The organism is Micromonospora inaquosa (genome assembly GCF_003857055.1).
GTDB classification, from domain to species: Bacteria; Actinomycetota; Actinomycetes; order Mycobacteriales; family Micromonosporaceae; genus Micromonospora; species Micromonospora inaquosa.
Genome location: NZ_QGSZ01000146.1, coordinates 1 through 13,556 on the forward strand (window position 1 = coordinate 1; position 13,556 = coordinate 13,556).

Below are 13,556 nucleotides of genomic sequence, written 5' to 3' on the forward strand. Positions count from 1 at the left end.
GCCCCGCTCCCGCCGGCACGACCCGCCTACGGCAACGGCGCGGGCGCCTCGCTGGGCAGCCCGACCGTGGCCTACCCGACCGTCGACCCGCTGCCTCGGCGTGGCTCCACCGCGGATGCCGCGGACGGGCACGGCGGCCAGGGCCTCCCGGTCGGGCCGGTCGCCGGGCCGGGCGCGGTGGCACCACCGGCCGCACCGTCGGTGCCCGCCGTACCGGTCAGCACCCGACCCGACTTTCCCGCCGAGGCTCCGATCTTCCGGGAGATGGAGGCGGTCTGGTTCCGGTCGCACGGCGACGACGCCACCGCGATCTTCACCCGGCCCAACTTCGACGAGCCGCCCGCGCCCGCCACCGACGCCGGTCTGCGCACCGGCAACGGCGGCCAGCCGAGCACGGCGTCCGTGCCGGCCGCGCCACCGGTCCGGCCGAAGCTGCCGACCCGCACCCCGGGTAGCTCCGACGGCACGACAGCGCCGGGCTCCGGGGGCAGCGGACGGCGCGGCGGGTGCGGGGTCGGCGGGTGGCAGGGTCGAGCGTTGACCGGTGTAGCCGCCCGCCTGTACGGCCGGGGTGGTGTCCCGCGAGTCCAGCGGCGACTGCCACTGGGCGGGTGCCGGCGTGCTGGTCCGCCACTGGTCGGGCAGCGTCGCCGCCGACGTGGCGGCACCGGCGAACTGCTCGGTGTGACCGACCGGGGTGAGCGGCGTCTGCTCCACGGCCATCGGCTGACGCGGCCGGGTGAGCACCTGCTCGCGGCCCCGGTTGGTGGGCAGCACCACGGTGGCGGCGGGCAACGTCACCTGGGCGACGGTGCCGCCCTCGACGTTGCGGCGCAGCTCCACCCGGATGCCGTAGCGGGAGGCGAGCCGACTCACCACGGCCAGACCCATCAGCCGGAACGCGGCGACGTCGACGCTCGGCGGGGCGGCCAGCCGCCGGTTGAGCGAGTCGAGCTGCTCGTCGGTGAGGCCGAGCCCACGGTCCTCGATCTGGATCAGAACGTAGTCGCGGATCCGGCGACCGTCGGCGACCACCGTGGTGTTCGGCGGCGAGAACCGGGTGGCGTTGTCGAGGAGTTCGGCGACGAGACGTACCACGTCGTTGACCGCGTGCGCGGCCACCGAGATGTCGGTGTCCACCGTCCCGAACTCGATGCGGTTGTACAGCTCCACCTCGGACTGGGCGGCGCGCAGGACGTCCACCACCAACGCGTCGTCGCGGCGCGGTACGGCGGAGTCGGCGCCGGCAAGGACCAGCAGGTTCTCGTCGTTGCGGCGCATTCGAGTGGCCAGGTGGTCCAGTTCGAAGAGCTGCGCGAGCCGCTTCGGGTCCTCCTCGCCGCGCTCGATCGCGTCCAGCTCGCCGATCATCCGGTCGACCAGGGTCTGACTGCGGCGGGCCAGGTTGAGGAACATCGCCGAGACGCTGGTACGCAACGCCGCCTGCTCGGCGGCGACCCGCACCGCCTCCCGGTGTACGACGTTGAAGGCCAGCGCCACCTGACCGACCTCGTCGCGGCTGTTGAGCTGGATGGGGTCCCGGACCTGGCGGACGATCTCGTCCACCCCGCCGTCACCCACGCTGCCCATGTTCTGCAGCCGGTGCACCGCGTCGGGCAGGTCGTGGTTGGCCACCGAGAGGGCGCCCTCACGCAGCCGGCGCAGTGAGTGGTTGAGCGAGCGGGCCAGCACCACGGCCAGCGACACGGCGATGATCAGGGTCAGCAGCACCAGGACCGACTCGACCACGGCCTGCCGGATGACGTCCGAGCGCGCCTGGTCGGCCTGCTGGAGCAGCCGGTCCTGAAGTTGGATCTCGGCCCAGCGCATCAGGTCGTGCACGGCGCCGATGGCCGCGGTGGCGTCCTGCGCGCTGACCAGCGGGCGCTGCCCGACCGAGCGGGTGATGTCGGTGGCCACCCGGTCGGACAGGCCGACCGCGTCGCCGGAGACGGTGCTGTTGACCAGGCCGCGCTGCACCGGGTCGGCGGCCAACGAGAAGGCGACCAGGGCCTCCTGCTGACCGGTCAACGTTGCCACGAAGGAGGAGAACTGCTCCGAGTCGAGCTGGCCGGCCGTCAGCGCGGTGTAGGCGACGGCCTCTTCCTCCGCGACGGAGGCCTTGGCGCGGGCGAAGGCGGCGACCGCGCGGCGGCTGTCCGCCAGGCTCTCGTCGCCGGGCAGCTGGGCCAGGCCGTCACCGTAGGAGACCAGGTCGGTGAGGATGACTCCGTAGCGGAGCACCGCCTCGGCGACCGCCATCTGCCGGCGGTCCAGCACCTTCTGCCGGGTGCCGTCCAGAGTGGCCAGGTGTTCGTCGATGGCACCCAGCCGGTCCCGTAGGGCGGCCGGCACCTCGCCGATCCGGCCTCGCTCGGCGCGGTACGCGTCCACCTGCTGCTGCGTCTGGCGGACCCGCAGGTTGTACGCGTCGGCCGGCTGCTGCGGAGCGGCCAGGTACGCGGCTGCGGCCATCCGTTCGGCGTGCAGGTCCTGGGTGAGGGCGCTGACGTCGACGGAGAGGGCCGTCAGTGCCCGGGCCCGGGTGGCGTCGATGGCACCCTCACCGACGGAGATGAGGCGGACCGTGGCCAGCGCGATCACCGCCGCCACCGGGACGACCAGAATCAGCGCCAGCTTGGACCGGATCCGGGCGTCCCGCAGTCTCGGCATCCGTCGGCGTTCAGGCCGACCGCTATCGCCGATAGCGGGCAGGGTCGTCGGTCCGGTGCTCACGACATCGCCTCCGTCGTTTCTTCCCCGCCTGAGCCGCCGAGCCATGCCGTAAGCGGAGGGGACCACGCGCGGCACGGCCGCGATTTCATCAGAGATGATCGTGTTTGGGAAGCCGCAGTGAGGTAGGAAACGGTCGGACGGAGCGCATCCCGTGATCCGGTCAACTGATACCTTCATTTCCGCAAGCCCCTGAACAGGGCATGTAACTCCAGAGTGGTCACGCGTGTATGCAAAGTGAGCTTTTGCAAACATTGCGTTACCCCAGCATGTGGGATGGCCGTCCCGAAAATGCCGCCGGGGTCCGCGCTTGACCACAGCGCCGGCCATTGGCAAGGTTTTGCAGGCTTCGCGCACACCGTACGGCAGAGAAGATCCCGCCCTCCGCTGAGGACGGATTAGCGGCGGTGACCGGGCAGCGCCCGCGCCCGCACCTGGAGGACTGAGTTGAGCCCCATCCGCTCCGCGACCATCGCGGCGCTCGCATCGGCCATAGTGGCCACCACGCTCGCCGGCTGTCAGTTTGGCGAGGCGGAGCAGGACACGAGTCCGATCCTGATCGCCGCCGATCTCGAACTCTCCGGCGCCGCGGCCACGGTCGGCCAGACATACCAGCGAGCCCTCAAACTCAAGGTCGATCAGTTGAACTCCTCGGGGGCGCTGAACGGCCGGGAGATCAAGCTGACGGTGAAGGACAACCGTTCCGACTCGGCCGAGTCACTTCGGAACATCGTCGACTTCAGCAGCGATTCGCGGGTCAGCGCCATCATCATGGGCGGCTGCAACGAATGCGCGGTCGGAGCGACCGGAACGATCAACGAGAAGCGGATTCCCACCATTGCGCTGGCCGCTTCCGGCGCGATCGCCGCGCCGGTCGCCGAACGGCGCTACGTGTTCAAGCTGGGCCCTAACGCCCCGGACAGCGCCGCCGCACTCACCACCGAACTGCGCCGCAACAACATCCGCAAGGTGGGGATGCTGGTCAGCGACGACGACTACGGCCAGGAGGGTGTGACCGCGCTCAAGAGCGAGCTGGACAAGGCGAACATCTCGCTCCGGCAGCAGCGGATCAAGACCACCGACACCGATGTCAACCGGCAGGTTCAGCAACTCGCGGCGGGCAAGCCCGACGCGATGGTGTTCTGGACCCCGCCGGAGCAGGCGACCCTGGCCGCCACCAGCGCTCAGCAGACCACCTTCCGTGGGTCGATCTACTTCGACGCGGGGGCCGCTGGGGACCTCTTCCTCGGCCCGGCCGCCAAGGCGACCGAGAAGGCTACGCTGATCTTCACGCAGACGATGGTGATCGACGACGTGATCGCGACCACGCCGGCCAAGGCGGCACGGCGGCAGTGGTTCCAGGACTACACGGCACGCTTCGGTGGCTACAACGGGTCCTCGTCCTTCGCCGCGGACGCCGTCCAGCTGATCGCCGACGCCGAGCTGCGCGCCGGTGGCGAGATCGGGAAGGTGAACCGCGACGGCATTCGGGACGTGCTGGAGACGTCCCAGATGGACGGTCTGTCCGGCCCGATCCGCATGACGCCGGACAACCACAGCGGTCTGATGCCGCAGGCGCTCACCACGCTGGTCGCCCGCAATGGCCGCTGGCGGTTGGCGGGGTAGACGCTCGGGCCTCAGGCCACACCCTTTGCGCCAGCAGCGTCGATGAGACGGGCCGGCCTCCCAGTGGGGGGCCGGCCCTTCGCGTCTCTTGGGTTGATCTTGCTTGTTCTGTTGGGTCAGCGGCTGCTGGTGGTTTCTCGGACCCAGGGCAGGGCGATCCGCTCGATCAGCAGGAGCGCCGAGTAGAGCAGGATGCTCACCAGCGCCACCAGCATGATCGCCGCCCAGGCGGTGGCGGTGTCGCCGACGCCGGCGTACTGCGTGATGACGTAGCCGAGGCCGCTCTCGCCGGCCTGGAACTCACCGATCACCGCACCGATCGCGGCCAGTGGCATGCCCACCTTCAGCCCGACGAAGATCTGCGGCAGCGCGGCCGGGAAGCGCACCTTGCGGAACGCCTGCCAGCGGGAGGCGTTCCAGGACCGCACCAGTTCGGCCAGGTCGGCCGGCGTGGTGGTCAGGCCGGTCGCGGTGGAGAGCACGATCGGAAAGAAGCAGAGCAGGAACACCATGGTCAGGATCGGCTTCTGGCCCCAGCCGAGCGCCACCACCAACAGCGGGCCCAGCGTGATCTTCGGCACCGCGTTCACCGCGACCAGCAACGGCGTGAACATCCGCTCCACAGTGCGGGAGCTGGCCAGGGAGAGCCCGATCAGCACACCGGCGGCCACCGAGAGGGCGAACCCGGTCAGGATCTCCAGCATGGTGTCCCAGGTGTGCTCCAGCAGGAGTGCCGGTTTGTCGATGAACGCGGTGAGCACGCCGCCGGGTGGGGGCAGGGCCGCGGGGTGGATCAGCTCCAGCCGGGCGGTCAGCCACCACACCGCCAGCGCGACCAGGAGGCCGACCGCGGGCAGCACCGCCTCGACCCCGGCGCGAAGACCGGCACCTCGACCCGCGCGCCCCGCCTCGGGGCCGGCACTGGGCGGCGGGGTTTCCGCCACCGCCAGGTCCGCTGACCGGACGTCGGTCATCTCTGTCCTCCTCGAAATCCCACGGCCCCCGGGGGCCGACGAGCGACAGGGGTACGCCCCGCCGGGATCGGCGGGACGTACCCCCTGATGACGACCGGACGATCAGGCCTTCGGCGCGAGGCTGAAGTCGATGATCTGCTCGGGGGTGATGTTCTGCTTCAGCGCGCCGGCGCCCTGCAGGATGGCGATGCTCTTGGCGACCCGACCGCTGTCCAGGGTGCCGATCGCGGTGCCGGTGTTGCCGGAACGGACGTACGCGGCCATCAGCTCCAGCTCGGCGGCGGCGGCGACCGCGTTGGCGGTGTCGACGTTCTTCTTCAGGATTTCGCCGGCCTCCTTGGCGTTCGCCAGGCTGTACTCCAGGCCCTTGAGCAGCGCCGCGGTGAACCGCTTCACCATCTCGGGCTTCTCCTTGGCGATCTTCGAGGAGGTGATCAGCACGTTGCCGTAGAGGTCCTGCATCACGTTGCTGTACGGCAGCATGACGGCCTTCTTCCCGGCCACCGCCTCGATGGTCGGCTGACCGACGACGAACTGACCGATGCCGTCCACCGACCCGGAACCCAGCATGCCGATCAGGTTCTGCGCCTCACCGTTGACCCAGGTCACCTTGGCCGCGTCCACGCCGGCGAGCCGGGCGTACGTCGGGAAGAGGTTGCGGACCACGGACCCGGGGGTGTCGGCGAGCTTCTTGCCCTCCAGGTCCTTCGGGGAGGCGATGTTCTTGCCCTCGACGGTGGCGATGCCTGCCATGGTGCGCTGCTGGATCGCGGCCACCACGGTGAAGTCCTTCGCCTGGCCGTTGCCGACCTGGAGCAGACCGCCGGTGAGGTCGATCGGGCCGAAGTCGGCCTGGCCGCCCACCACGGTCTGGATCACGCCACCGGTGCCCTGACCAGCCTTGATCTCGACTTCGAAGCCGGCTTCCTTGAAGAAGCCCTTGTCCTTCGCCACCCAGGCGTAGGAGTCACGGCCGAAGTTGCCGAACGAGGTGAGGTAGGTCACCTTATCCAGCGCCTTGCTGTCGCCGCCCTTGGCGTCGTTGGCCGAATCCGACCCGCTGCTGCAGGCGGAGACAAGGGCGAGGGCGGTGGCCAGCGCGGCCGTAGCGACCGTACGGGTCAGCCTTCTCATCAGAGCACCATGTCCTTTCCGACCGGGGCCGGCAGGCCACCGGAGGGGGTTGTTATGACGGGCCGGCGGGAGGGGTGGAAGCCGGACTCCGCCGTAGTGAGGGGATTCTTCGCGGGCACAGCGTACGAGAAACCCACAGTTGTGACGCCAGGCGTATCGGGTTGCGGAACGGAAACAACCTGACGACCACCCCACCCGGTGCCATACCTCGACAGGGCGGCTAGCCTTTGTCGGATTCCTGACCCTCGACTCAGCGGAGGTACGCCGGAGATGATCCGACTGTCCGGGGTGTCCCGCACCTTCGAGGGCCGGTCCGGCCGGGTGGAGGCGCTGCGCGGCATCAACCTCGACGTCGCCGAGGGCGAGTTCGTCGCCGTGCTCGGCCGCTCCGGCTGCGGCAAGTCCACGCTGCTGCGGCTGATCGCCGGGCTGCTCCCGTTGAGCGCCGGTGAGATCACCGTCGCCGGTACGCCGATCACCCGCCCCCGCCAGGACATCGCCATGCTGTTCCAGAAGCCGGCGCTGCTGCCGTGGCGCACCGTGCTGGACAACGTCATGTTGCCGGTGGAGGTCTTCGGCTGGAGTCGCGCCAAGCACCGGGAGCGGGCCCGGCAACTGCTCGACGTGGCCGGGTTGGCCGGCTTCGAGAAGCGGCTGCCGCACGAGCTCTCCGGCGGTATGCAGCAGCGGGTGTCACTGTGCCGGTCGTTGATCGGCGAGCCCCGGGTGATGCTGATGGACGAGCCGTTCTCCGCGTTGGACGCGCTCACCCGCGAGGAACTCTCCGGCGAGCTCCAGCGGGTGCACATGGAGAACAAGCCGACCATCGTCTTCGTCACCCACTCGATCGACGAGGCGGTGCTGCTCGCCGACCGGGTGGTCGTGCTGAGCCCCCGCCCCGGCCGGATCCGCAAGGTCGTCGAGGTGACCATCCCCCGGCCCCGCACCCTGGGCCGCAACGCCCACCTGGCCGACGTCGCCCAGGTCAGCGCCGACCTGCACGAACTGCTGATGGAACGCGAGCAGCCGGCCACCGCCGGCGCGGAAGGACACTGACCATGCGGGTGTCGGTCTTCACCGAGCCGAACCGTGGCGCCAGCTACGACACCCAGCTCCGGTTCGCCCGGCTGGTTGAGGCCTGCGGCTACGAGGGCTTCCTCCGCGCCGACCACTACCAGTCGATGGGCGCGGACCCGGGCCTGCCCGGCCCGACGGACGCCTGGCTGACCCTCGCCGCCCTGGCCCGGGAAACCGAGCGGATCCGGCTCGGCACCCTGGTCACGTCGGCCACGTTCCGCCTGCCCGGCCCGCTCGCGGTGATGGTCGCGCAGGTCGACCAGATGAGCGGCGGCCGGGTCGACCTGGGCATCGGCGCCGGCTGGTACGAGCGCGAGCACACCTCGTACGGCATCCCGTTCCCGGCGGTCGGCGAGCGCTTCGACCGGCTGGCCGAGCAGCTTGAGGTGATCACCGGGTTGTGGAGAACCCCGCCCGGCCAGACCTACAGCTACACCGGTGACCACTACCGGCTGGTGGACGCTCCCGCGCTGCCCAAGCCGGTGCAGGTGCCCGGCCCGCCGATCATCGTGGGCGGGCGCGGCCCCAAGCGCACACCCGAACTGGCCGCCCGGTACGCCGACGAGTTCAACATGCCGTTCAAATCCGTGGCCGTCACCGCCGGGGCGTACGACCGGGTGCGCGAGGCGTGTGAGCGCACCGGACGGGCGGAGTCCGGGCGCGACCCGTTGGTGCTTTCCGCCGGAATCGTCGTCGCCATCGGCCGGACCGACGCGGAGGCCCAGCGTCGGGCCGCGCCCCTGCACGAGAAGAGCGCGCTGCCACCGGAGGACCCGGTGGTCGGCTCCCCCGCGCAGCTCGTGCAGCGGATCGGCGAGTTCGCCGCGGTCGGCACCACGCGGGTCCACCTCCGCCTGATCGACTTCGATGATCTCGACCACCTTGAGCTGATCGCCGCCGAGGTGCTGCCCCAACTGGACGGAGCACGATGACCGACGTGATCGACGGAACCGAACTCGGACCGGTGGGTCAGGAGATCGTGTACGAGAACGACCGGGTCCGGGTCTGGCACATCCGCCTGGAGCCGGGCGAGCGGCAACCGCTGCACCGGCACGACCACCCCTACCTGGTGGTGGCGATCGAGGGCGCCAAGAACGTCGTACAGACCATCGATGGCACCCGGATCGACGCCGACGAGCCCACCGGCGGGGTGGTCTACCGGGACCCGGGCGCGGTGCACATGCTGACCAATGTCGGGGATACGACTTACCTGGCCCGGCTGGTAGAACTCAAGTAGACCCGCCGATCGCCACCGGCGTGCCGTGCGGCGCGCCGTTGGCGATCGGGTGTACCAGGTGCGTAACGTGCCGGACATGGCCTTTCGGACCTGGGGCAGACTGCTGCTCACGGCGCTCGGGGTGAGCGTGCTGGCCGGAGCCGGCCAGCTCGGCATCGCGTACGGTTTCGGCATTGTCCGGCTCACCGGCGCTTTCACCGGTACGACCGTCAACCAGTGGCCGGCCCAGCTCGTCTGGGTGGGTTGGTTCGCCGCGAACGCCGCTGTCGCCGGTGCCGTCCTGACCGGACGCCTCGCTCACCGCGACGCCCCGGCGACCAGCACGGGCCGGCAGTTGGCGGTCGGCGGCGCGGCGGCGCTGGGCGCCACCGTCATCGCCCCGCTCTGCATGCAGCCCGCCCGCGCCGCCGAGCTGATCTCCGTCGACCCGGTCTGGGCGGTGGGCATCTGCGCGGTGGTCGGTGCGGTGATCGGGGCGGGCGCGGCGATCGCCGTCCTGTTCCGGCCCGAGCTGGGCTGGAACATGGCGGCCGTGGCCGGCGCGGTCTGGCTGCTGGCGCTGATCTCCGTCCTACCGTCGCTCGGCACGGCCGGCCCACTGCCGACCGTCCGGCTCGGCGTACTGGAGCCGAGTTGGCTCGGCGACGCCGCCGCACAGCGCCTGGCGCTGCTCCTGCTGCCCACCGTGGCGCTGCTGGCCAGCGCGGCGACCGCCGGGCTGGCCCGCTGGCGGGGCCAGGCTCCACTGGTCAGTGGGGCCACCGGGGTTGCCGGTCCGGTGCTGGTGGCGTTCGCCTACCTGACCGCCGGTCCGGGTGACGCGGTGGACCGCTACCAGGCCACCCCCTACTACGGCGCGTTGATCGCGATCCTCGCCGGAGCACTCGGCGCAGCTGCCGCCGCGCTGCTGCGTTGGCCGACGGGCAGCCGTGCCGCCGATCCGCAGGCGATCGAGCCCACCGCCATCCTGCGCCCGCTGCCCGCCGGCCCGGCGCTGCCCGGCGCCGCGTCGGCAAACGACCGGGACACCGACGAACACGCCGACCCGGAGACGACAAACGCCGAGCTGGCCACCACGCAGCCTGGCGGCGTCGTTGCGGGTCCGTGGGGAGCGGGCGAACCCGATGCCGTCCGTACCGTCCCGGCCCACTGGGACTGGCCGGAGACCACCGCGAGCGGCCAGCACGGGCCGGCTCCCGCCGCTGCGCCGTCTTCCGCCGCTGCGCCTTCCGCCGCTGCGCCTTCCGCCGCTGGGAACCGGCCGGCAGCCTGGGTGACCGCGCCGACCGGTGAGTTCACCGCCGCCGGGCAGACTCCCCCAGCACCCCGCGATGATGTCCCGGCCACGACCGAGCCCTCGGCCAGCACCGACGCCAGCGACGTCACCGACACCACCCCGACCAGCACCACCGCCGGACGCGCCAACGCCGCGACTCCGACGGGTGACCGAGCGGTCGACGAGCCGGCCGACAGCCCTGTGACGGGCACCAGCGGCAGGCCGACCGGTGGGCGTACCACCCGCAAGGCCGCCGCCACCGCCGTCCCGGCCCCGACAGGCGCAGGCCCGACCAGCACGGACCCGACCAGCACGGACCCGACCAGCACGGACCCGACCAGCACGGACCCGACCAGCACGGACCCGACCAGCACGGACCCCGACCCGACGGGCACGGGCGCGGCCAGCGCTGGTGCGGCCGACCCCGGCACGCCCAAGGCGCCGCCGACGATCAAGCCGCGACGGACCCGTAAGTCGAAGGCCAACCCGGACGCGACCGCATCCGACGTGGTTGACGGCACGCCCTCCGCCGCTTCGGCAACCACCTCCGAGACGGCCCCCAACGAGACGGCCCCCAACGAGACGGTCACCGGCCGTGCGACGAAGGGCACCCGGCCGGGCAGGTCCGCCGACAGCGCCGGCTCCGACACGGCGGTAGCCCGCACCACCGCCGCCGGCTCGAAGCGAACACCGGCCACCCCCGTCAGCGGCCCGAAGCAGGCCACCTCGGTGAACGCCGGAACCGGCGCGACGCAGGCGCCTACCAACCCGGAGTCCCCGAGCACGGCAACCGACGCCGCACAGACACCGAGCACCGCGACCGGAGCGACACCAGCACCGGCGGTCCCGACCACGGCGACCGGCCGCTCTGGGGCGGAAGCCACTGCTGCCCCGCTCGCCCAGGAGGCCGGCACGGGAAGCACGGCGGCACCGGCCGAGGCGGCCTCCCCGACCAGCGATCCGGCCGTCGCCGGCGGCACCGACAGCGCACGGCCGGCCGCCGAGAACGTCCCCGCCGCTGGGTTGTTCGAGGCCACCGCCGCCAACGACCCGGACACGGACCGGTGGACGCCCGCGCCGTCGGTCTGGCCGGTCACCCCGACCTGGACGGTGCCACCACAGACCTCCGAGCCGGGGGCAACGGCGTCGGAGGGGTCCAGCGGACCGGACGAGCCGACCGGCTCGACGCCCAAGCCCCGGCATCGTGCGTTGCCGGATTTGAGCCGGGCCGGCACCTGGAACGCGTTCGACACCTCTCGGCGCGGTGGGTCGGCGGGATCGCAGGACAGGTCGACGGCACGGACAGCGCCGATCGGAGCTGGCGATACGACCACCCCGGCCGCGCACCCGGGCCCGGCGGGCGAGCCCTCCGGTGCCACCAGCCCCGACGGCACCGGCGAGGTGGCGCCTACCGACGCCACGTCGACAGCGCAGACGCCTCCCCAGGTGGCAGAGCAGCCCTCCCGGCGCGGACGGCTCGGCGGGCTGTTCCGCCGCAATCGGTCCCGCGCCGACGAGGAGAGCCCGAAGACGTCGGATGCGGCGGAGCCGCTGGCGACCCAGGACGAGGAATTCGTGGACTGGGTCGCCGGTCTGAGCAAGCCGGTGTCGGACAACGAGCCCGAGCAGGAGAACGGCCGCCGGTCGTTGCGCTCCACCGGCCGGCACCACCGCGAATGATCACCACGACCGACCTCACCGCCGAGCACCCGACACCGATAGGCGCGTGATCGACTCGGGTTCACTGAAACCGGGCTGACCCACCCACCCGGACACCCCGACATCAATGAACCCGTGTCGATCAACCCGGCCACGCGGAAGCGGGGCGCGACCGGGCGCCCCCGGGACGTCACAGCGGACGTCCCGGGGACAGGCCACCCTACGAGCGGGTCAGGCCAGCGGTAGGTAGACCCGGCCACCGCCGGAGACGAACTCCTCCGACTTGTCCTTCATGCCGCGCGCCGCGTACTCCTTGAGCTCTTGGGTGATCTTCATGGAGCAGAACTTCGGGCCACACATCGAGCAGAAGTGCGCGGTCTTCGCCGGCTCGGCGGGCAGTGTCGCGTCGTGGTACGCGCGGGCCGTCTCCGGGTCCAGCGAGAGGTTGAACTGATCCTCCCAGCGGAACTCGAACCGCGCCTTCGACAGGGCGTCGTCCCAGGCCTGTGCGCCCGGGTGCCCCTTGGCCAGGTCCGCCGCGTGGGCCGCGATCTTGTACGCGATCACGCCCGCCTTCACGTCGTCCCGGTCCGGCAGGCCGAGGTGCTCCTTCGGCGTGACGTAGCAGAGCATGGCGGTGCCGAACATGCCGATCATCGCGGCGCCGATCGCCGAGGTGATGTGGTCGTACGCCGGCGCGATGTCGGTGGTCAGCGGACCGAGCGTGTAGAAGGGCGCCTCGTGGCACCACTCCTGCTGAAGGTCCACGTTCTCCTTGATCTTGTGCATCGGTACGTGACCGGGGCCCTCGATCATCACCTGGACGTCGTACTCCCAGGCGATCTTCGTCAGCTCGCCGAGGGTACGAAGCTCGGCGAACTGCGCCTCGTCGTTGGCGTCGGCGATGGAACCGGGGCGCAGGCCGTCGCCGAGGGAGAACGTCACGTCGTACTTCGCGAGCAGCGCGCACAGCTCCTCGAAGTAGGTGTAGAGGAAGTTCTCCTCGTGATGCGCCAAGCACCACGCCGCCATGATCGAGCCGCCTCGGGACACGATTCCGGTCACCCGGTCCACGGCCAGCGGCACGTACGGCAGGAGCACGCCGGCGTGCACCGTCATGTAGTCCACGCCCTGCTCGGCCTGCTCGATCACGGTCTCCCGGAACACCTCCCAGCTCAACTTCACCGGGTCGCCGCCGACCTTCTCCAACGCCTGGTAGATCGGCACGGTGCCGATCGGCACCGGGGAGTTCCGCACGATCGCCTCACGGGTCTCGTGAATGCGTTTACCCGTGGACAGGTCCATCACGGTGTCCGCGCCCCAGCGGGTGGCCCAGGTCAGCTTCTCCACCTCCTCGGCGATCGACGAGCTGACCGCGGAGGTGCCGATGTTGGCGTTCACCTTGACCAGGAACGCCTTGCCGATGATCGCCGGCTCGCACTCCGGGTGATTGATGTTGAGCGGAAGCACCGCCCGACCGGCGGCGATCTCGGCCCGCACGAGTTCCGGGTCGACGTTCTCCCGGATCGCCACGAACTCCATCTCCGGCGTCACCACACCCGCCCGCGCGTACCGGAGCTGGGTGGGCCGGCGACCGTCCACCCCGGCCAGCGGCGTGCCCGCACCCCGCACCGGTGCCACGTCACCCCGCTCGGCGATCCACGGCCCGCGCAGCGGCGGCAACCCCACCTCCGGGTCCGAGCCAGGACCGGACGTGTCGTAGAGCCGCACCGGCGGCAGGTCACCGGTCAGCCTCACCTCCGCGAACGGCACCCGGACATCCGGCCGCGAACCCTCGACGTACACCTTGCCTCGTGCGTGCATGACAGCCTCCTGGTGA

General features: G+C 71.2%; 9 protein-coding genes. 5 read left to right on the top strand and 4 right to left on the bottom strand.

Annotated elements, in window-relative coordinates; translation table 11 throughout:
• Positions 1 to 2,736 (bottom strand): sensor histidine kinase (locus DLJ59_RS05990; protein ID WP_244235845.1); only part of this gene is annotated, 2,736 nt, incomplete at its 3' end.
• Between the two features lie 489 nt (positions 2,737 to 3,225).
• Here DLJ59_RS05990 and DLJ59_RS05995 point away from each other — a divergent pair.
• A complete protein-coding gene (locus DLJ59_RS05995) occupies positions 3,226 to 4,359 on the top strand; it encodes an ABC transporter substrate-binding protein (protein ID WP_244235847.1) in 1,134 nt (377 codons plus the stop codon).
• 116 nt (positions 4,360 to 4,475) lie between these two features.
• On the opposite strand, the gene DLJ59_RS06000 is transcribed toward DLJ59_RS05995, so the two are convergent.
• Positions 4,476 to 5,333, bottom strand: coding sequence for an ABC transporter permease (locus DLJ59_RS06000; protein WP_124771511.1), 858 nt, complete (start codon positions 5,331 to 5,333; stop codon positions 4,476 to 4,478).
• Between the two features lie 102 nt (positions 5,334 to 5,435).
• Complete coding sequence (locus DLJ59_RS06005) at positions 5,436 to 6,467, bottom strand: ABC transporter substrate-binding protein (RefSeq protein WP_124771512.1); 1,032 nt, start codon at positions 6,465 to 6,467, stop codon at positions 5,436 to 5,438.
• 270 nt (positions 6,468 to 6,737) lie between these two features.
• On the opposite strand from DLJ59_RS06005, the gene DLJ59_RS06010 reads away from it, so the two are divergent.
• The 4 genes from DLJ59_RS06010 (at position 6,738) to DLJ59_RS06025 (ending at position 11,737) form a co-directional block, all read left to right on the top strand.
• Positions 6,738 to 7,523, top strand: coding sequence for an ABC transporter ATP-binding protein (locus DLJ59_RS06010; protein ID WP_124771513.1), 786 nt, complete (start codon positions 6,738 to 6,740; stop codon positions 7,521 to 7,523).
• A 2-nt stretch (positions 7,524 to 7,525) separates the two neighbouring features.
• Complete coding sequence (locus tag DLJ59_RS06015) at positions 7,526 to 8,476, top strand: LLM class F420-dependent oxidoreductase (RefSeq protein WP_124771514.1); 951 nt, start codon at positions 7,526 to 7,528, stop codon at positions 8,474 to 8,476.
• Complete coding sequence (locus tag DLJ59_RS06020) at positions 8,473 to 8,781, top strand: cupin domain-containing protein (protein WP_007465195.1); 309 nt, start codon at positions 8,473 to 8,475, stop codon at positions 8,779 to 8,781. Before DLJ59_RS06015 ends, DLJ59_RS06020 begins: the two co-directional genes overlap by 4 nt.
• A 76-nt stretch (positions 8,782 to 8,857) precedes the next feature.
• Positions 8,858 to 11,737 (top strand): hypothetical protein, encoded by a 2,880-nt coding sequence (locus tag DLJ59_RS06025; RefSeq protein ID WP_124771515.1) that lies wholly within the window; start codon positions 8,858 to 8,860, stop codon positions 11,735 to 11,737.
• A 210-nt stretch (positions 11,738 to 11,947) separates the two neighbouring features.
• Here the strand turns inward: DLJ59_RS06025 and thiC are convergent, their stop codons facing one another.
• Positions 11,948 to 13,540 carry a phosphomethylpyrimidine synthase ThiC gene (gene thiC, locus DLJ59_RS06030; protein ID WP_124771516.1) on the bottom strand — a complete coding sequence of 531 codons (1,593 nt, stop codon included), beginning with the start codon at positions 13,538 to 13,540 and terminating at the stop codon, positions 11,948 to 11,950.
• Positions 13,541 to 13,556 lie beyond the last annotated feature (16 nt).

Bases quoted from the DNA above. Each gene is read 5' to 3' on its own strand.
- DLJ59_RS06020 (WP_007465195.1), top strand. From the start codon at position 8,473: ATGACCGACGTGATCGACGGAACCGAACTCGGACCGGTGGGTCAGGAG.
- DLJ59_RS06000 (WP_124771511.1), bottom strand. From the start codon at position 5,333: ATGACCGACGTCCGGTCAGCGGACCTGGCGGTGGCGGAAACCCCGCCG.
- DLJ59_RS06025 (WP_124771515.1), top strand. From the start codon at position 8,858: ATGGCCTTTCGGACCTGGGGCAGACTGCTGCTCACGGCGCTCGGGGTG.
- DLJ59_RS06010 (WP_124771513.1), top strand. From the start codon at position 6,738: ATGATCCGACTGTCCGGGGTGTCCCGCACCTTCGAGGGCCGGTCCGGC.
- thiC (WP_124771516.1), bottom strand. From the start codon at position 13,540: ATGCACGCACGAGGCAAGGTGTACGTCGAGGGTTCGCGGCCGGATGTC.
- DLJ59_RS06015 (WP_124771514.1), top strand. From the start codon at position 7,526: ATGCGGGTGTCGGTCTTCACCGAGCCGAACCGTGGCGCCAGCTACGAC.
- DLJ59_RS06005 (WP_124771512.1), bottom strand. From the start codon at position 6,467: ATGAGAAGGCTGACCCGTACGGTCGCTACGGCCGCGCTGGCCACCGCC.